Annotated in this window: 16 protein-coding genes; 10 read left to right on the top strand and 6 right to left on the bottom strand. The window is 61.5% G+C overall.

Annotated features, from left to right (window positions below):
• Window positions 1-8: 8 nt before the first annotated feature.
• Entirely contained in the window at window positions 9-479 is a 471-nt protein-coding gene (locus ABX74_RS23695; RefSeq protein WP_003941500.1) for an SRPBCC family protein, read from the bottom strand.
• Window positions 480-668: 189 nt separating this feature from the next.
• Here ABX74_RS23695 and ABX74_RS23690 point away from each other — a divergent pair, with 189 nt between their 5' ends.
• Window positions 669-2,060, top strand: coding sequence for an amino acid permease (locus tag ABX74_RS23690; RefSeq protein ID WP_047889799.1), 1,392 nt, complete (start codon window positions 669-671; stop codon window positions 2,058-2,060).
• On the opposite strand, the gene ABX74_RS23685 is transcribed toward ABX74_RS23690, so the two are convergent.
• Window positions 2,032-3,285 (bottom strand): NAD(P)/FAD-dependent oxidoreductase, encoded by a 1,254-nt coding sequence (locus ABX74_RS23685; RefSeq protein ID WP_047889798.1) that lies wholly within the window; start codon window positions 3,283-3,285, stop codon window positions 2,032-2,034. The genes ABX74_RS23690 and ABX74_RS23685 overlap by 29 nt on opposite strands.
• Before the next feature lie 156 nt (window positions 3,286-3,441).
• Window positions 3,442-4,587, bottom strand: coding sequence for a PucR family transcriptional regulator (locus ABX74_RS23680; RefSeq protein WP_003941492.1), 1,146 nt, complete (start codon window positions 4,585-4,587; stop codon window positions 3,442-3,444).
• Window positions 4,588-4,669: 82 nt separating this feature from the next.
• On the opposite strand from ABX74_RS23680, the gene ABX74_RS23675 reads away from it, so the two are divergent.
• The 3 genes from ABX74_RS23675 (at window position 4,670) to groL (ending at window position 7,993) form a co-directional block, all read left to right on the top strand.
• Window positions 4,670-5,455 (top strand): HAD-IIA family hydrolase, encoded by a 786-nt coding sequence (locus ABX74_RS23675; RefSeq protein ID WP_019744476.1) that lies wholly within the window; start codon window positions 4,670-4,672, stop codon window positions 5,453-5,455.
• A gap of 81 nt (window positions 5,456-5,536) precedes the next feature.
• The gene (locus tag ABX74_RS23670; RefSeq protein ID WP_019744475.1) at window positions 5,537-6,094 is read left to right on the top strand and encodes a DUF6764 family protein; all 558 of its coding nucleotides are present in this window, start codon (window positions 5,537-5,539) and stop codon (window positions 6,092-6,094) included.
• 273 nt (window positions 6,095-6,367) lie between these two features.
• Window positions 6,368-7,993 carry a chaperonin GroEL gene (gene groL / locus ABX74_RS23665; protein WP_003941476.1) on the top strand — a complete coding sequence of 542 codons (1,626 nt, stop codon included), beginning with the start codon at window positions 6,368-6,370 and terminating at the stop codon, window positions 7,991-7,993.
• A 153-nt stretch (window positions 7,994-8,146) separates the two neighbouring features.
• Here the strand turns inward: groL and ABX74_RS23660 are convergent, their stop codons facing one another.
• Window positions 8,147-8,983: a DUF559 domain-containing protein gene (locus ABX74_RS23660; protein WP_029254796.1), complete on the bottom strand. Its 837-nt coding sequence runs from the start codon at window positions 8,981-8,983 to the stop codon at window positions 8,147-8,149.
• A 565-nt stretch (window positions 8,984-9,548) separates the two neighbouring features.
• Between ABX74_RS23660 and ABX74_RS30480 the strand changes: the two genes are divergently transcribed.
• The 4 genes from ABX74_RS30480 to ABX74_RS23645 all read left to right on the top strand — a co-directional run bounded on the left by ABX74_RS30480 (window position 9,549) and on the right by ABX74_RS23645 (window position 13,620).
• Window positions 9,549-9,692: a hypothetical protein gene (locus tag ABX74_RS30480; RefSeq protein WP_153212751.1), complete on the top strand. Its 144-nt coding sequence runs from the start codon at window positions 9,549-9,551 to the stop codon at window positions 9,690-9,692.
• Window positions 9,693-9,928: 236 nt separating this feature from the next.
• Entirely contained in the window at window positions 9,929-10,123 is a 195-nt protein-coding gene (locus ABX74_RS23655; protein WP_031331808.1) for a hypothetical protein, read from the top strand.
• Window positions 10,124-10,577: 454 nt separating this feature from the next.
• On the top strand, window positions 10,578-12,038 hold the full coding sequence (locus ABX74_RS23650; protein WP_047889797.1) for a wax ester/triacylglycerol synthase domain-containing protein: 1,461 nt from the start codon (window positions 10,578-10,580) through the stop codon (window positions 12,036-12,038).
• Window positions 12,039-12,174: 136 nt separating this feature from the next.
• Complete coding sequence (locus ABX74_RS23645) at window positions 12,175-13,620, top strand: wax ester/triacylglycerol synthase domain-containing protein (RefSeq protein WP_047889796.1); 1,446 nt, start codon at window positions 12,175-12,177, stop codon at window positions 13,618-13,620.
• A gap of 236 nt (window positions 13,621-13,856) precedes the next feature.
• Here the strand turns inward: ABX74_RS23645 and ABX74_RS23640 are convergent, their stop codons facing one another.
• Entirely contained in the window at window positions 13,857-14,060 is a 204-nt protein-coding gene (locus ABX74_RS23640; RefSeq protein ID WP_003941534.1) for a PspC domain-containing protein, read from the bottom strand.
• 145 nt (window positions 14,061-14,205) lie between these two features.
• On the opposite strand from ABX74_RS23640, the gene ppk2 reads away from it, so the two are divergent.
• On the top strand, window positions 14,206-15,120 hold the full coding sequence (gene ppk2 / locus ABX74_RS23635; protein WP_024487730.1) for a polyphosphate kinase 2: 915 nt from the start codon (window positions 14,206-14,208) through the stop codon (window positions 15,118-15,120).
• A gap of 51 nt (window positions 15,121-15,171) precedes the next feature.
• Complete coding sequence (locus tag ABX74_RS23630) at window positions 15,172-16,005, top strand: alpha/beta fold hydrolase (protein WP_020906717.1); 834 nt, start codon at window positions 15,172-15,174, stop codon at window positions 16,003-16,005.
• A gap of 4 nt (window positions 16,006-16,009) precedes the next feature.
• On the opposite strand, the gene ABX74_RS23625 is transcribed toward ABX74_RS23630, so the two are convergent.
• Window positions 16,010-18,061 carry a prolyl oligopeptidase family serine peptidase gene (locus ABX74_RS23625; RefSeq protein ID WP_047889795.1) on the bottom strand — a complete coding sequence of 684 codons (2,052 nt, stop codon included), beginning with the start codon at window positions 18,059-18,061 and terminating at the stop codon, window positions 16,010-16,012.
• Window positions 18,062-18,114 lie beyond the last annotated feature (53 nt).

Raw genomic sequence — 18,114 nt, 5'->3', positions numbered from 1 at the left:
GTCGAGGGTCAAGCAGAGGTGCGTGCAGCCGCCTCGGCCTCGCTCTTCACACGCTTCAATGTGGCATTCATGCCTTCGACGAGCTCGACCTCGAAGTCGGCGTTTCCGCCCAGGACGGTCTTGACAAGGAACTGCGAGACCTTCGACGTTCCGGTGGGAGCCTCGCGACGCTCGGTCACTTTGGTGCCGGTAGCGGTCGGCTCGAGTTCGTAGGACCAGATCGTGCGGTTCTCCGCGATGCGGAACGCCACCGACTTGTTGGGCTCGAAGCGAACGACCTTCGACGACGTCGGCCAGACCAGCAGGCCCTTGCGGTTGACGTTGATCGTCTTGGCGCCCTCACGCACGGTCCCGCCGATTACCTTCATCACCTTGCACTGGGGGCTCCATTCGCCCATGCGCTGCAGGTCGGCGACGATTGCCCACACGTCCTGCGGTGATGCGTCGATGTCGATGCTTGCTTCGAGGGTGTTGGACACAGTCTCTCCAGTCGAGTTGATGCTACGTAAAGTTACAAATACTTTTGTCGATCGTAAGCGATCCGTCAATGGACCATGTGTGTCAGGTCACTGTACGGCCGTCCAACAGGGTCGTGCGGGAACACGCGCGGTGGTAGCGGACAATGGTTCGCGCACGTATGACGATCCATCCGACTGGAGTACCGAGAAGTGAACAGCGACGCCGCGACGCAGGATGGCCTCAAGCGAGGGCTGACAGCGCGCCATATCCGCTTCATCGCCCTCGGATCAGCCATCGGAACCGGACTGTTCTACGGCAGCGCCGAGGCCATCAAACGAGCTGGCCCGTCGGTGCTCCTGGCCTACCTGATCGGCGGTATCGCGGTCTACCTGGTGTTGCGAGCGCTCGGCGAGATGGCGGTCCGTAACCCGGTTTCCGGTTCGTTCAGCGAGTACGCGAACAAGCACCTCGGACCACTCGCCGGTTTCATGACCGGGTGGACGTACACGTTCGAGATGGTGATCGTGTGCCTTGCCGACGTCACCGCCTTCGGCCTGTACATGCAGTTCTGGTTCCCGGACGTACCGAGATGGATCTGGGTTCTGGCTGTGGTCTTCTTCATCGGCGCGATAAACCTGTTGAGCGTCAAGGTTTTCGGCGAACTGGAATTCTGGTTCACGCTCGTGAAGATCACCGCCATCATCGCGATGATCGCCGGCGGCATCGCGATCATCATGTTCGGATTCGGCGTTCACGACACCGATGCCGGAATCAGCCACCTCTGGTCGGACGGCGGGTTCTTCGCGACGGGCTTCGGCGGATTCGTCGCGTGTTTCGCGATCGTCATGTTCGCGTTCGGTGGCACCGAGATCATCGGTATCACCGCGGGCGAAGCCGAGGATCCGGCGCAGACCATCAGGAAAGCCGTCAACACGGTCCCGGTGCGCATCATTCTCTTCTACATCTGCACCCTGGCTGTCATCATGGCGATCATTCCGTGGCAGACCATCAACTCCGACAACAGCCCGTTCGTCCAGATCTTCGAGAACCTCGGATTGGGAACGGCCGCATCGATCCTCAACATCGTTGTCATCACCGCGGCCCTGTCCGCCATCAACAGCGACGTTTTCGGTGCGGGTCGCATGATGTTCGGAATGTCGCATGCCGGTCAGGCCCCGCAGGTGATGAAGAGAGTCTCCGCCAACGGTGTTCCGTGGATGACCGTTGTCATCATGACCGGTGCCCTGTTGGTGGGAGTACTGCTCAACTACCTGATCCCGGACCAGGTGTTCCTCGTCATCGCCTCGCTGGCGACCTTCGCCACCATTTTCGTCTGGATCATGATCCTGCTCTCGCAGTTCCGTTCCCGCGCTCAGATGAGTGCAGACGAAACAGCGGCACTGAAGTTTCCAGTGCCGCTGTGGCCGTACGGTCAAATCTTCGCGATCGTGTTCCTGGCTTTTGTCATCGTGTTGCTCGGCGTCATCGCCGATACCCGAGTTGCTTTGCTCGTCGGTGCCGGATGGCTGGTTCTGCTGACGGGCGCGTACTACAAGTGGGTGAAACCGGCTGTCAGCGCAGCGGATCGAAGTGGCGCATGACGGTCGGCGTCTGAGCGCCGGTCATCGAGTCGGCCACCATCTTTCCGGTCAACGGACCCAGGGCGATTCCCCACATCCCGTGACCACCGGCGACGTGCACCCGCGGCGACTTCGTGGCTCCGATCAACGGCAAGCCGTCGGTAGTGCACGGTCGTGATCCCACCCATTCCTCTTCCCGCGCAGTCCAGTCGATGCCGCTGAGCATCGGCTTGGCCGCATCGATGATCGCCTGCACGCGGCGCGGATCCAGCGGCGCGTCAGGGCTGCGGAATTCCATCATTCCGGCCACTCGGAAGCGATCGTGCAACGGAGTGCATGCGACGCGCTGGGTGGGGAAATACACAGGGTTCTTGGGGAGGTGCTCGGGCTTGACACTGAAGCTGTATCCGCGTCCGGCCTGCACCAGTTTGCGCACACCGAACGGTGCTGCGAGCTTGTTCAAGCGGGCACCGCTCGAGATGACCACGGCGTCGCCGTCGCGTGAATCACCGTGTGCACTGCGAACAGTGACTCCGCCGACCCGATCGTCGATCTGCGTGACGTCGAAACCGCTGACGATTTCTCCACCGCGTTCACGAACCGCGTCCGCCAACGAGTTCACGAATAACGGGGGATCGATGAAACGCTGATTACGCAGACGCAAACCGGCTTTCACACCCTGGCCGACTGAAGGCTCGAGCGAATGAATCGCGTCGTAGTCGAGGAGGTCGAAGTCGACCTCGCCGCCCGCGGCCTCGACGTGATGGAACTCGTCCACCAAAGTCTGTCGGTCCTTCTCGGACGCAAACGCGGCGAGGAAAGGATCGGCCAGGCGGGTCAGCTCTTTGACGCCACCGTCGGCGAGTTCGTCATACGCGCCCAAGGCTGTTCGGTTGACCTCGGTGTAGACCGACATCGCTTCCTGCCACTTCGACGGCGTGCAGTGGCGCGCGAACCCGACCAGGAACCGAATCAGCTTCAGATCGGTGGTCAGTGGCACGTACACCGGGGACGACGGGCTGAGCATCGCGCGCAAGCCGTATTGGAGCACTGCGGGTTCGGGCAGCGGAAGCGTCAATGCGGGGGCAAGCCAACCGGCGTTGCCCCAGCTCGCGTCGGCTGCGACGCCGTCGCGATCGACGACGGTGACCTCGACTCCACGTTCCTGCAAGAACCAGGCCGTCGACAATCCGACAACACCCGCACCGACCACGACCACACGATCGGGGCTCTGACGAGTTCCCATGACGCACTCCTTCTACAGACTCTGCTCGAACCGAGACGCCGGTCACATCCGGCTCTTCTCTCAAGCATGAATCGCGGGGGCGGCAAAAGGACTGGCCGTTCGGCCATCGTCGGAGCTACCTCGTTGTGGATTCGCACAACGCACCGCCGCGCCTGCTCAGCGAGCGAGTTTGAACTGCAGCATCAGAATCAAGCGGGTGTCGGCGTCGGTCAGGTCGACGCCGCACATCTCCTTGCCTCGACGCAGACGGTTGCGGAGCGTGTTGGGGTGAACATGCAGTGCGGCAGAAGAATTCGCCACGTCACCGCCGTGCTCGAGAAAGGCCTTTGCCGTCGCGACCAGATCGCTGCCGTGCTGAGAGTCGTGACGTTCGAGGCTTCCGAGTGGTGTGGAGTCGCCGAGTCCGTCGATGATGTCGGCGACGTGCAGGGCGAGAACGGAGGCCAACGTGTCCCTCATTCCCGCGACGGTTCCGCCGGACCGGCCATGACGAAGCGCTCCGAGAACATGGTCGGTGTCCGAGCGCGAAAGATGTGATTCGCTTGCAGACTTCACTGTCCGACCGACGGCCACTGCCAGGAATTCGCGACCGCGGGCGCGCGTGAGGAAGTCGGCGGACAATCGGCGAGCGTTGGTCTCGTCGGTCGCGATGACAAGGTAGATGGTCTCGGACAGTTGAGCTGCAACGGCGTCGACGGCCAGAGTGTCGAGGTACAAGCTCAAAGAGGCGACCAACCCCGCCGGCAGTGGTCCCGCAACGGTTCCGACGGCGACGACGGTGAGCGGGCCTGCCAACCGCAAGTCGTCGGCGGCGCGGAATGCGGGTTCGCCACCGCCGATCAGAGCTTGGACGCGCTGGGATTGGCGACGGCGTGTGCTGTCGACCCGGTCACGCTCCGAGGCGATTCTCTCGGCCACGACAGATACCGCGGATCGAAGTATCGATTCCTGTGTGGGCGTCGGTGTTCCGGCGAGTGCGACCCAGATCGAGCCGACGGGGTGATCGTTCTCGCGAACTGCGATGACCAGGCGCGGCGTGATCGCAGGGTCTTCGAGATCGACGTAGATTGGGTCACTCTCTCGGTGGAGACGATCGAATACTCCTGCATCGGAGAGTAATTGGCGGAATCGGCTGGGTACCTGCCGGCCGAGGATCGTGCCGATGCGAGCTTCGTCCACGGCCTGCTCGCCGCCGGAGTACGCGAGGACAGTCGAGTTCTCGTCCTCGATCGTGACGGGAGCGCCGAGCAATTCGGCCAGAGAACCGGCAACGGAGAATAGGTCGTCGTCGCGCAGGTCCATGGGTGGGAGCCTACTGAGCGATCGACGGATTTCGGGTTCCGACGCCTCGGCAGGACCTCGATGGCGAATATAGGCTGGTGCAATGGCCGACATCGAAGGTGTTCTGTTCGATATCGACGGAGTCCTGCTCACGTCCTGGCAGCCGATCGAGGGAGCAGGGGAAGCGGTACGCGAAGTTCGGCGGCGCGGATTGGCCTGTGGGTTTCTGACCAACACGACCTCGCGCAGTTCGACGCTCATCGCGCAGGGGTTGTGCGACGCCGGTATCGAGGTCGAGGCGAGCCAGATAGTTACTGCCGCCAGGCTCACAGGGGAGTACGTGCGGGCGACCTACCCGGACGCGCGGGCGTGGGTCCTCAATCACGGTGACGTGTCTGCCGATCTCGAGGGAATCGAATTCGACGACGCCGATCCGGAGGTCGTGATTCTCGGCGGCGCCGGCCCGGAGTTCAGCCACGAGGCGCTGAGCCGAGTGCTCGAACTTCTGCTCGCCGGTGTGCCCGTCGTCGCGATGCACCGCGGGATGATGTGGGAGACCGTAGACGGCCTTCGGATCGACACCGGAACGTACTTGCCGGGCTTCGAGGAAGTGGCAGGTGTAAATATCGCCGCAGTGGGTAAACCGTCTCTCACGGGGTTCCTGACAGCCACGGAGCTGATGCATGTCGAACCTGAGGCGACGGTGATGGTCGGCGACGACCTGATCGGGGACGTCCTCTCCTCACAGCGGGTCGGCCTGACCGGAGTTCTGGTGCGCACAGGCAAGTTTCGGCAAACAGTGCTCGACCTCTCGGTTCAGAAGCCCGACCACGTCATCGATTCGGTCGCCGATCTTCCGGCCCTTCTCGGGGTCGTCCTCGAGGCTTGACCAGCCGGGGGTGACGGACTTCACTCGAGCGGGTACTCTCGCGCCCGAATCCAATGAACCTGTTCCACGAAGGAGTTTTCTATGCCCTTGATCTCGTCAGTCTGGTTCCGTCGCTCATCCTCTCGAGTCAGCGGAATTTCCAGTAGTCGGTTGGGGGGCCGCCTGGCGAGAACAGGGGCTGTGATGACTGTAGGTATGGGGCTCGCCGCCGGGCTGGCGCTGACCGGTGCGGGAGCTGCTTCGGCAGCCCCCGTCACGTGTGTCTCGCCGCCGTCGGCCAATGACATCCAGGTCTCCGAGACCGCGAGCTGCGGCGCGCAGTCCGTCGGAGCCGGCCGTTCGCAGGCCGGTGCTGCCGAGAGCGGTACCGCTGTGAGCGTCGCCGCCGACAACGGATACTCCAATTCATATGCAAACGGCTTCGGAACCGCGCTGGGGGCTTCTCGCGGTAACGGTCAGGCGCAGGCATTTGCGCTCGGCGGCGGTATCGCACGGGCCGGGGCGGCTGACGGCAACGTCACCTTCGCCATCGCCGGTTACGGAGCGGGCGCTACGGCCGATGCCAACGGCGTCGACTGCGTCGGAGTGCTCTCGTTTGCGGTCAATTTGAGTAACGGACAGTTCTGCATCGCGGGCTGAGGCTCAACCTTGCACTCGGCACGCTCGAGTGCTAAAAATGCAGTTGGCACTCGCGAACCGTGAGTGCCAGGTCGAGGCAGTGAGACCGGGAACCATAGACACCCCCGGTCGTCCGTCGCGGGCACTGACTAGACCACAGGCGTAGATGGGTGACCAGGCAAATCGGTCGCCCGTGTAATGAGGTGACTGGTCAAACGGTCGCCTTGTGCCGATGAGGTGACCCGACGAGCGGTCACCTTGTGTGTCACCCCCTATCCGGAGGATCACTTCGCAATGGCAAAGATCATCGCGTTCGACGAAGAGGCACGTCGTGGCCTCGAGCGAGGCCTCAACGCCCTCGCCGACGCTGTCAAGGTGACGTTGGGCCCCAAGGGTCGCAACGTCGTTCTCGAAAAGAAGTGGGGCGCCCCCACGATCACCAACGATGGTGTTTCCATCGCCAAGGAGATCGAACTCGACGACCCGTACGAGAAGATCGGCGCCGAGCTCGTCAAGGAGGTCGCCAAGAAGACTGACGACGTCGCTGGCGACGGCACCACCACCGCTACCGTTCTCGCACAGGCTCTGGTCCGTGAAGGCCTGCGCAACGTCGCAGCCGGCGCGAACCCGCTCGGCCTCAAGCGCGGCATCGAGAAGGCTGTCGAGGCTGTCACAGCTCGCCTGCTCGAGACCGCCAAGGAGATCGACACCAAGGAGCAGATCGCTGCTACCGCCGGTATTTCCGCCGGCGACCCGTCCATCGGTGAGCTCATCGCCGAGGCTATGGACAAGGTCGGCAAGGAAGGCGTCATCACGGTCGAGGAGTCCAACACCTTCGGCCTGCAGCTCGAGCTCACCGAGGGCATGCGCTTCGACAAGGGCTACATCTCGGCGTACTTCGCCACCGATGCAGAGCGTCAGGAAGCCGTCCTCGAAGACGCGTACATCCTGCTCGTCAGCTCCAAGATCTCCACGGTCAAGGACCTGCTGCCCCTGCTGGAGAAGGTCATCCAGTCCGGCAAGCCGCTCCTGATCATCGCCGAGGACGTCGAGGGCGAAGCTCTCTCCACCCTCGTGGTCAACAAGATCCGTGGCACCTTCAAGTCTGTTGCCGTCAAGGCTCCCGGCTTCGGTGACCGTCGTAAGGCTCAGCTCGCCGACATCGCCATCCTCACCGGTGGCGAGGTCATCAGCGAAGAGGTCGGACTCTCCTTGGAGACCGCAGGCCTCGAGCTCCTCGGCCAGGCACGCAAGGTCGTCATCACCAAGGACGAGACCACCATCGTCGAGGGTGCCGGCGACGCCGACGCAATCGCCGGTCGTGTCAGCCAGATCCGCGCCGAGATCGAGAACAGCGACTCGGATTACGACCGTGAGAAGCTGCAGGAACGTCTGGCCAAGCTGGCCGGCGGCGTTGCAGTCATCAAGGCCGGTGCTGCTACCGAGGTCGAGCTCAAGGAGCGCAAGCACCGCATCGAAGATGCAGTGCGTAACGCAAAGGCAGCCGTCGAAGAGGGCATCGTCGCCGGTGGTGGCGTTGCACTTCTCCAGGCAGCTCCCGCACTGGACGACCTCAAGCTCGAAGGTGACGAGGCAACCGGCGCGAACATCGTTCGCGTTGCACTGTCCGCTCCGCTCAAGCAGATCGCATTCAACGCAGGCCTCGAGCCCGGCGTTGTTGCGGACAAGGTCTCCAACCTGCCCGCAGGTCACGGCCTCAACGCTGCGACCAACGAGTACGGCGACCTGCTCGCTGCAGGCATCAACGACCCGGTCAAGGTCACCCGCTCGGCACTGCAGAACGCAGCGTCCATCGCGGCTCTGTTCCTGACGACCGAAGCCGTTGTCGCTGACAAGCCCGAGAAGGCCGGAGCGCCTGCAGGCGATCCGACCGGCGGCATGGGCGGCATGGACTTCTGAGTCCATCTCCACCTAGCTCCTAGAGCCCGGCCCACCATTCGGTGGGCCGGGCTTTTGCTTGTCTGGAGATAATGCGGGCATTTTTGTCCACTACTGCGACGCGATCGCGGTTTCCCGTTGCACGCTCGATGCTGTGTGCGTTTACGCCCGCGCTTACGTCCGGTTGTGTCGGCGTCTTCGGACCACTGTGATGATTTCGTCCGCCACAGCGTCGAGATGGGCCATCGCGGTGGCGGCGGAGTAACGCAACACCATCCATCCGTCGAGAACGAGTGCGTTCTGACGCCGTCGATCGTTGTTGAAAGTTGCGGGGTCGGTATGGAATTCGCGCCCGTCGATCTCCACGATCACCCGGGCTCGCGTGTCGACCAGGTCGCCGAAGTAGGGTCCGACCCGAGCGTTGATCTCCAGGTGGACGTTGCGCGCAGTCAGCGCACGGGCGACTGCTCGCTCCGGTTCCGAACGAGTGAGCGGGCAACAGGTGCGGAGTTGTTCGCGTACGGCGGGGATCCCGTGCCTACCGCGGCTCGCATCACACAGTTGGGCTATCGACTTCCACGGCACTCGGGTCGATACCGCCGCGTCGAAGAAGGCCTCGAGTTCCGGGCGTGGCAACGTGGTCGCGACGTCGATGAAGCACTGCTCGATCGGCACGATCGGTAATCCCATCCACTCATCCGACGAGACTCCTGTTCGTCGGTGAAGCCGTACCCACTGCGGACTGCCTGCTCGGACGCTGGGAGCCACGGTGGCCTCGACGAAGCGTGGTTCCTCCGGCAGGAGATCCCACAGCCAGGCCGCGCTGGTATGGCTGAGGACGGCCTCGGGCTTCCACAGTGTGACCGCGACGCAACGCTCGAAGTATCCAGGTTCTTCGGTGGAGTACACCGACGGCAGGATTCGATGGAGTCGCCCTGACCGCGTGGATCGGGAGATCGAACTGCTCGAGGTGCCCTGCTCGAGCAACTGGTTTCTCGTGACAACTTCCACGTATGCACTGTGGCGGCAAGGGCCTGACGACGCGGATTCAGAAGCCACTTTGTGGATGGCCGCGTGTGTGTGGACAACCTCATGGCGTAACAGGTGTATCGAGAAGGTGGGGAACGAGAAGCTTCACCTATCCGAATGTTGAAGGATGTTTGATATTTTCCGTCCCGATTGTTCGCCTCCGCTAACCTGTGAAGTGCGGATACCTCTAGTTCTTTTGGTGGATAATTCTGTTCTGAATACCCTCAAGTACTAAGCCTTTCGGACGACGTGCATTCCGGTTGCTATTCCATTTTGCTCGATTTTCAGGCGTCTTGGACGCTAGACCTGCGAATATGGAACAGGTTTCAGATCCATCTGAAATTCTTGGGCAAAAAGCACCCAAACCGGATCCTATTGCACTACCTTGATGTCAGTCACAGCCGCGGAAAGTGGGCGCCAGCCCCGGAGGATCTCGGCTTCATGGTACGACTGGGATTCTTTAATTGCTGCTCGGACCGGTTCTTTGTGGGCTGCATCAAGCATGCCAAAGTAAATGTTCCGTGAGTATTCGCGGCCAATCGAAAGCGTGGGATTCAATATGATCGTCATGTTCCTGCAGACAACGGCGGCATTGTTCACCGACCTGCTGGGTAACGTCTGGTCGGGTTCGCTCATGCCGGGAATCGACGGGGTCACCGGATCGTTGGTTTCGGCAATCGACCTCAGTTGACAGCACCTGCAAGTTCTTCTTCCAATGTTATTCATGACAGGAGCGAATGATGGATCTGGGATCGATTGCGGATGTTCTCGAGGGCGAGGCCGGGGGGTTGATCAAAAACATTCTCGGGATGGCTTTGTTTACCCCGTTTATCGCCTCGGTTGACTTCGGGTGGTTACCGAACGTCGACTGAGAAGTGAATTGCTTTACCCAGTGAACGAAATCAATCTCGAGGAGTGTGAAATACGGTGGACACAGCTAGTTTGATAGGTGCGCTCGCAAGCGTTGACGTCGGATCCCTCGTGGATCCACTGTTCTACTTGGTCAAGGTCGTTGACGGAATCTTCGTGTCGATCACCGGAAGCCTCAACATGGGCGGTGCGCTCGGTGAAGCTGCGGCGGGCAGCGTCCAATCGGTCCTCGGCTCCGTAGCCGGCCTGTAAAAGGAGAAGGAGAAAAGATGTTCGATCTCTTCCTGGACTACCTGTCCAAGATCGTCGATTTCGGATCGGTCGATCTCGTGGGCACGTTTGTGAAGTATTTCAACGCGCTGTCGTCTTCCCCCACGCCATAGAAGAACGGAATCGGTCATGCTGCAAACTTATATAACCGGAATGATCACGTGGGTATCGAACATGCTTGGTCTCACTTCCACTGGAAGCAAGATCATCAAGGATCCTCCACAAAAGCCGTGATCACTCCAGCGACTGCATCATATTGTTCGGTTGTCGAGGACAGCATCGTAGCGGAGCAGTCAGGCGAACCTGCACTTGCTTGAAACTATGGTCCCCGTAGCCCTGTGGCTTCGGGGACCATTGGTTTTGCAATCACCGGATTTACAGTCACTTTTACGCTCAGGCGAATGTGCGGGCAACCAGTCGCGATACAAGGAGTTCAATGGGCGCGTCCAACACGTCAGGCGTAAGGATGGCGCAGCTGAACCCACGCGATGCCGAATTCATCTATTACGAGGGCGCTGGTCACCTGAACCATCTGATCGCTGTGTACTTCTTCGAGACATCGTTGCACCCAAGCGCGGAATTCACGGCAGAACAGGCAGTGGACTGGGTTACCGCACGCCTTGGATGTGATCGTATGTTCACTCAACGAGTCCAACGGACTCCGTTGGGACTGGACCATCCCTACTGGGTGACAGACCCTGACTTCGACGTGCGAAAGCACGTGTACGTCAACAAGATCGATGACACAGGATGGGCAGCACTGCAAAAGCCGTTGAGCGCGTTGTTGACGACGAAGATGGACCTGCGCCGTCCGCCGTGGGAACTGCACTTCTTCGTAGGTTTGGAGGGACTTGATGAATTGCCGGGCCGACTGACGGCGGTGGTGCTCAAGTCTCACCACAGCGCAGCTGACGGTATCGCCATCAGGACGTTGGGCGAAACTATCTTTTCGGGCAAGGTGCAGCAGGCTGGGTCCGAACCGCCTGTGCCGTTTGTGCGAGCGAGGATATTCACCAAGTCGCTACTGGGGTTTCCCGGCCGAATATATCGCTTCGCAAGGCAGGTACCAGGCAACCGACGCGCTCAGAGAGATGCTGACGCTGCGAAGAGGGCAGGAGAATGGGTGGAGAGCCTCAACGAGAGGCCTGCAGTTCGATTCAACGGCAAGGTGAGTGGAGTGGCCTCTCTGGAACCGATGACAATGTCCGGGGAGCAGGTCCGTGCGATCAAGGATTCGGTGCCCGGTGCCACTGTCAACGACGTTCTGCTCGCCGTCGTCGGAGGTGCTCTGACGCGCTACCTCACGGAAAAGGACGAACGGCCACGAGATTCCTTGATCGCGATGGTTCCTCGCTCGGTACGCAAGGTCGAAGCGTGGGAGTCGGCGAATCAGTTGGTGGCTCTGCTGGTGGATATGCACACCCAGGTCAAGTCCCCGTTGGAGAGGTTGGCGCTCATTTCGAGTTCGGCACGGTCGGAGAAGGCGCGCACGTCCCATCCCGCGGTCAGGCGTGCCGGGGCCGCAGTCGAGACCACGCCGGCGCCGTTGATGAGATTGATGGCGTATGCGCGCAAGCAGAACGATCACAGCCTCGATCGACCGCGTTACCAGCACACCATGGTGAGTAACATTCCTCTCTCGGTCGAAGGGTTGACGCTTGCCGGCGCCCCGGGCGCGGCTGTGCTTGCAGTGCAAGCGCCTATCGACGGGGACGGGCTACGGCATTTCATGGTCGCCGCAGCAGGTGGGGGACTGACCCTCAACGTCATCGCGGATACCGCGACCATGCCCGATCTCCACCATTACATCGAACTACTGCGAGCAAGTTTCGATGATTTGGCGGCGGCAGCCGCGATGCAGACTGCGGATTCACCTGACCAAGAGGTTGCCTCCTGATCGATCGGAATCGCAGGCACCTTTTCCGATTGCTGGATTTGGTGATACCCAACGATTCCGAGCAGAACCCAGAGGATCTGCATGTCAGCTCGCTACAATTCGGACATTCGTTCAGCGTCGGAATTGAGGGGCATGCATGATCTTTCGGAACTCGTTGCCAGCCGCGGTATCTCAGATGGGACCGCGAGACGCGGAGTTCGTCTACAACGAGTCCGGCGGACATCTGAGCCACATGGTCTGCGCCTACTTCTTCGACACTACGGGCCATCCGCTCGCAGAGATGACGCACGACGACGCGGTTCGGTGGATCACCGAAAGATTCGGGTACTGGCCACTGTTCACGAGTCGCCTCCAGCGAGTTCCGCTGGATCTGGACTATCCCTATTGGGTCCCGGCCGATTTCGACGTCGATGATCATGTGCACGTCCATCGTGCCCCTGTTGCCGGGTGGGCGCCGGTTCGTGAATTGCTCGGGCGCTCGCTCGGGGAGCCGATGGACCTGTCCCGGCCGCCCTGGGAGTTGCACGTCATGACCGGCGTGCACGGGATCGACGAGCTACCGGGCAATCTGACGCTGATCATGCTCAAGACCCACCACGGGGCCGGTGACGGTCTGGCGATCCGCGATCTGACCAACCTTCTGTTCTCCGGTCCGCCGAAACCGGAGACGAAGCGTGCCGGTTCGGGGCTTTCGTCGCTGGATTTGATCGGGCGCACGGTCGTGGGTCTGCCCGGCCAGGCGATCCGTTTCGGCCGGGGTCTGTCCGTGACAAAGGTTGCGGCCGAGACGGTTCGGGAGGCGGAAGAGGCCGGAGAGCTGCCTACGTACTCGGCCGACCGCCTACCGACCCGATTCAACGGCGTGCTGGGCGGAGACATCACGATCGATTTCCTGACGCTGGACGGCGCAGACATCAAAGCGATCCGAGCGGCCGTTCCGGACGTGACGGTCAACGACATCTTCCTGACCGTGGTCGCCGGTGCTCTCGACGCATACCTGTCGGAAAAGGGCGAGAAGTCGGCCAGTGGGTTGGCGGCGATGGTTCCCCGATCGATGCGGCAGATAGCCGAATGGGAATCGGCCAACCAACTGGCGCTGTTGACGGTCGATCTGCACACGGACGTCGAAGATCCGGTCGAGCGGCTGACACTGATCAGGGATTCGGCGCTGATGGCAAAGGGGCGGAGTTCGCACCCAGCCGTCCGTCGTTACGGCACACGCATCGAAACCTCGCCTGCGGCTCTGCTCGGACTCACCGGTCTCTCGCGTCGGCTCAACAAGCTGGACCCTTCGCACAAGGTCATTCAGAACACGACGATCAGCAATGTCCCGGTATCGGTCGACGGCAATGTTTTCGAAGGTGCGCCGGCGGTGGCAGTTCTCGGCGGGCAGGCGCCGGTCGACGGAGACACTCTGCGCCACTTCCTCATTGCCGCGCGTGGAGGTTCTCTGACGCTCAATGTCATCGTCTCGCGAGAGACGATGCCGGATATCGAGCACTACGTCGAACTATTGAGGGTTGGGTTCACGGCGCTTCTGCAGGCAGTTTCCGACCAAAATCGTGAGTTCGTCGAACGATAATCTCTCGACACCCTCAGCTTTACGCCGCCCGTCGTCCCCGAGTTTTCTGAACATCTTGGTTGGGCAGCGTCAGTGGCCTGGCCGTCAAGGGTCTTGAGGCCCTCGCTGCGCTCAGCGGTGGAGAGTTGAAGGCCGCCAAGTAGATTGTTGATTTCGGGGCCTGCTCGTGTTGGCGCGTAGGCCCCGAAATACCTTTTGTCGGCGCGTAATTCTCGCCATGTCAAGTGCCGGAATTCTCAACCTAACGGCATGAGCATCCAGGCGGCGAGATATACCAAAGCCGCGGTTCCGCCCGTGCAAATAGCGGCGATAACGGCGAGTAGACGGACAAGATTGACGTCGGCGCCGAAGTAATCTGCAATTCCGCCGCACACTCCGGCGAACATTTTCTTGTCGTTGGAACGGGTGAAGGGGCGAGGTGTGTTGCTTTCGAATGTCATGCTTCAATTCTGAAGCGAGATGGCGCCGCGCACCATCGGGGACGACCCCCATCTGCACCCTGATCTTTTGAGGCCGCCGTGTCATACCCCGGTAGTTCATCCCAGCTTCACCGAACAGTTGCTGCGGGAGACTAACTTGTCGGCGGTGACCGATTTAGCAGAACGCCGACCGTTCCTCAGCGCCTTCGCGGATCTCTCGACCGCCGTCGATCTGGCCGACACCGCCGCCTTCACCGTCGACGACAATGACGACGACGATCCGGTGCTGCTGACGTCGCCGGACGGTTTCGAGGTCGACACCTGGCGGGAGGGCTACCCGTACGACGCACGGATGCCTCGGGACGAGTACGAAATGTCCAAGCGTCTGCTGCAGATCGAACTCCTCAAGCTGCAGAACTGGTCGAAGGAAACCGGCGCACGGCACGCCATCGTGTTCGAAGGACGCGACGCTGCCGGCAAGGGTGGAACGATCAAACGATTCATGGAGCACCTCAATCCTCGAGGCGCTCGCGTCGTGGCGCTGGAGAAGCCGTCGGCCCGCGAGTCGACGCAGTGGTACTTCCAGCGCTATGTGCAGCACCTTCCCGCAGCCGGGGAACTGGTGATGTTCGATCGGTCTTGGTACAACCGGGCCGGGGTCGAGCGGGTCATGGGCTTCTGCACCGACGAGGAGCACGAGCGTTTTCTGCGCCAGGTGCCGTTGTTCGAGCAGATGCTCGTCGACGACGGCATCAGCTTGATCAAGTTCTGGTTCTCGGTTTCACCGCTGGAGCAGCGCACGCGGTTCGCGATCAGACAGGTCGATCCCGTTCGGCAGTGGAAGCTTTCGCCGATGGACATCGCTTCTCTGGACAAGTGGGATGCGTACACGGCGGCGAAGGAAGAGATGATTCGGTTCACCGATACCGACACCGCTCCGTGGACCGTCATCAAGAGCAATGACAAGAAACGCGCGCGGATAAACGCGATGCGTCACGTGCTCAGTCAGTTCGATTACGACAACAAGGATTACGAGATCGTGGGTACTCCGGATCCGCTGATCGTGGGAAGCCTCGAATAGTCGGCGCGTGGGCTCTGCCCATCCGCGGCGTGGGTGGTTAGTGTGAGTTGAATGGAGACCGTACCGATCCAACTCCCCGACGGCACCGTGACCCCGATCCGTCTGTTTCCCGGACCGAACGACGACGCACCCGTGGTGGTGATGTTGCCCGGGCTCGGAGTTCCCGCCGGGTTCTACGATCCGGTGGCGCAGGCCCTGGTCGAAGCCGGCTTCAATGCGGCCATCGGTGAACTGCGTGGCCAAGGTGACAGCAAACCGCGCCCGAGCGCGTCGAGTGTTTTCGGATATCAGGAACTGGTCTCGATCGATTGTCCGGCGACGTTCGAGGTGGTGCGTGAGCGGTTTCCGGCCAGCACACCATTTCTGATGGGGCACAGCATGGGCGGCCAGATCGGGGTCATGTACGCGTCGAGGATTCGGGGCCGGCTCGGCGGACTGATCCTGGTTGCCTCCGGATCGCCGTATCACCGCGGATTCCCCGGAATCCGTGCGCCCGGACTCTATCTGGGCTCGTCCGCGATGTCGGTGACAGCCAACATCGCCGGCTTCTGGCCGGGAGACCGGGTCAACGTCGGCGGCTTCGGTCGACAGTCGAAAGTTCTGATCACCGATTGGGCCCGGTTCGCCAGGACCGGTCGCATGGAACCCGTCGGTGCGGATATCGACTACGAGGAGCGGATCGCTCGCCTGACCTTGCCGGTTCTGTCGATCACGATCGAAGGGGACGATCTCGCTCCACGCCGGTCGGCAAAGAACCTGGTGGACAAGCTCTCCGGGGCCCAAGTGACGATGACGCACATCGACGAACCACTCGGTCACAACGGTTGGATACGCAATCCCACCGCTGTGAGCGAGCGCGTCGTCGCGTGGTTGCGCGACCGCTGAAAGATCAGCCGAGTTTCTGCCAGAGGAACTCGTAGGTCAGCGCAGTCTTGAAGGCCAGCTGAGCATTGTCCGCGGCGCCGCCGTGGCCACCCTCGATGTTCTCGAAATACAGCACCGGCTTGCCCAGCTCTTCCAGCCGTGCGGCCATCTTGCGGGCATGCGCGGGGTGGACGCGGTCGTCGCGGGTGGACGTCGCGATCAGGATCGGTGGGTACGACGCGGCGGCGTCGATGTTCTGATACGGCGAGTACTCCGAGATGAATGCCCACTCCTCCGGGACATCGGGGTCACCGTATTCGGCCATCCACGAAGCGCCGGCCAGCAGGAGATGGAATCGCCGCATGTCCAACAGCGGAACCTGGCAGACGATGGCGCCGAAGAGCTCGGGGTACTTGGTCAGCATGATGCCCATCAGCAGGCCGCCGTTGCTTCCGCCCTGAGCTGCCAGAAGATCCGGGGTCGTGATTCCGCGATCGACGAGGTCCCTCGCGACGGCAGCAAAGTCTTCGTGCACCTTGTGGCGCCCGGCCTTGAGAACCTGTGTGTGCCAACCGGGTCCGTACTCGCCGCCACCACGAATGTTCGCAACCACGTAGGTGCCGCCCTGCGTCAGCCAGGCACGGCCCAGAGAACCGCTGTACGACGGCGTCAGCGAGATCTCGAATCCGCCGTACCCGTAGAGCAGGGTGGGGCCGGGCTCGTTACGCGGACTGCGCACCACGAAGTACGGAACTTGGGTGCCGTCGGCAGAGGTGGCGAAGAACTGCTCCGTGGTGATGCCTTCGGCGTCGAAGAACGCGGGAGCCTGCTTGAGGGCAGTGGGTTCGGTTTCGCCGATCACGCCGTGCAAAAGAGTTGCAGGGGAGGTGTATCCGCTCGAGTTGACGAAGTATTCATTGCTGACATCGGGGTCGGTGTCGAGAATTTCGATACTGGTCAGTTCTGGAAGCCCTTCGAAAGGTCGATCCTCCCAGCCGTTTTCGCCCGGCGTCAGGATTTGCAGCGTCGTGCGCACGTCGGTCAGGACCACCAGAATCAGATGATCGCGTGTCCAGGTGTAGTGCTCGAGCGAGGAATGTGCGTCGGGTTCGAAGATCGATGTCAGTGCTCGTGAGCCGGCAAGGAAATCGTCGTAACGGATGGCAAGCAGTGCGCCGGTCGGATATTCGGTGTCCTCGACGGACCACACGGACTTGGTGCGGATCAACAACCACTCGTGGTGAATCGAGATCCCGGCGTCCTCGGGGACGTCCACGAGCACCAGTTCACCGTCGGGGCGAACTTCGAAATGCTGAGAGTTGTAGAAATCGACCGAGCGAGTGACGAAGTCTCGTTCGAACCCGGGCGTCGGATCGTGCGAAGCCGAGATGGCCACGTCCGTGGCCTGGCCCTCGTAGACGGTCTCGGCGCTGGAGAGGGGAGTGCCGCGCTTCCACCGCTGGGCCAGACGGGGATATCCGGAATCGGTGAGCGACCCTGGTCCGATATCCGTTCCGACGTAGACGGTATCGATGTCGATCCAGTCGATGTCGGTCTTGGCCTCGGGAAGGTAGAAGCCGGGATTCTCGCCCTCGGGAGCGAGGAACTCACGCTTGTCGATGTCGAACTCGCGAACGACCGCCGCGTCTGCCCCGCCGCGGGAGAGGCTGATCAATGCACGGTTGCGGTGTGGCCGTAGAAGTTGCGTGCCCTTCCAGACCCAGTTCTCGCCCTCGGCCTCGGCCAGGGCGTCGAGGTCGACCAGGACGTCCCATTCCGGGTCGTCGGTGACGTACTGATCGAACGTCGTGCGTCGCCACAATCCGCGAACGTGGGTGCTGTCGCGCCAGAAGTTGTAGAGGAACTCACCTCGACGGCGGACGTAGGGGATTCGCGCGTCGGTATCGAGGATCTCGCGCACGTCGCTCTGCAGTCGATCGAAGCGCTCGTTGTCGGTGAGCTGCTCCTCGGTCACGGCATTGTGCTGACGGACCCAATCGAGTGCAGACTCACCGGTCACGTCTTCGAGCCAGAGGTAGGGGTCGTGGCCGGTGGTGGGCTGCTGATCGGAAGTCATACGTCCATTCTTACTGCTCGCTCCCGACAGCACTCGACCCCGCTCCCGAAACA

The organism is Rhodococcus sp. ARP2 (assembly GCF_001029585.1).
GTDB lineage: Bacteria > Actinomycetota > Actinomycetes > Mycobacteriales > Mycobacteriaceae > Rhodococcus_F > Rhodococcus_F erythropolis.
This window is presented reverse-complemented; position numbering and strand designations above follow the sequence as displayed.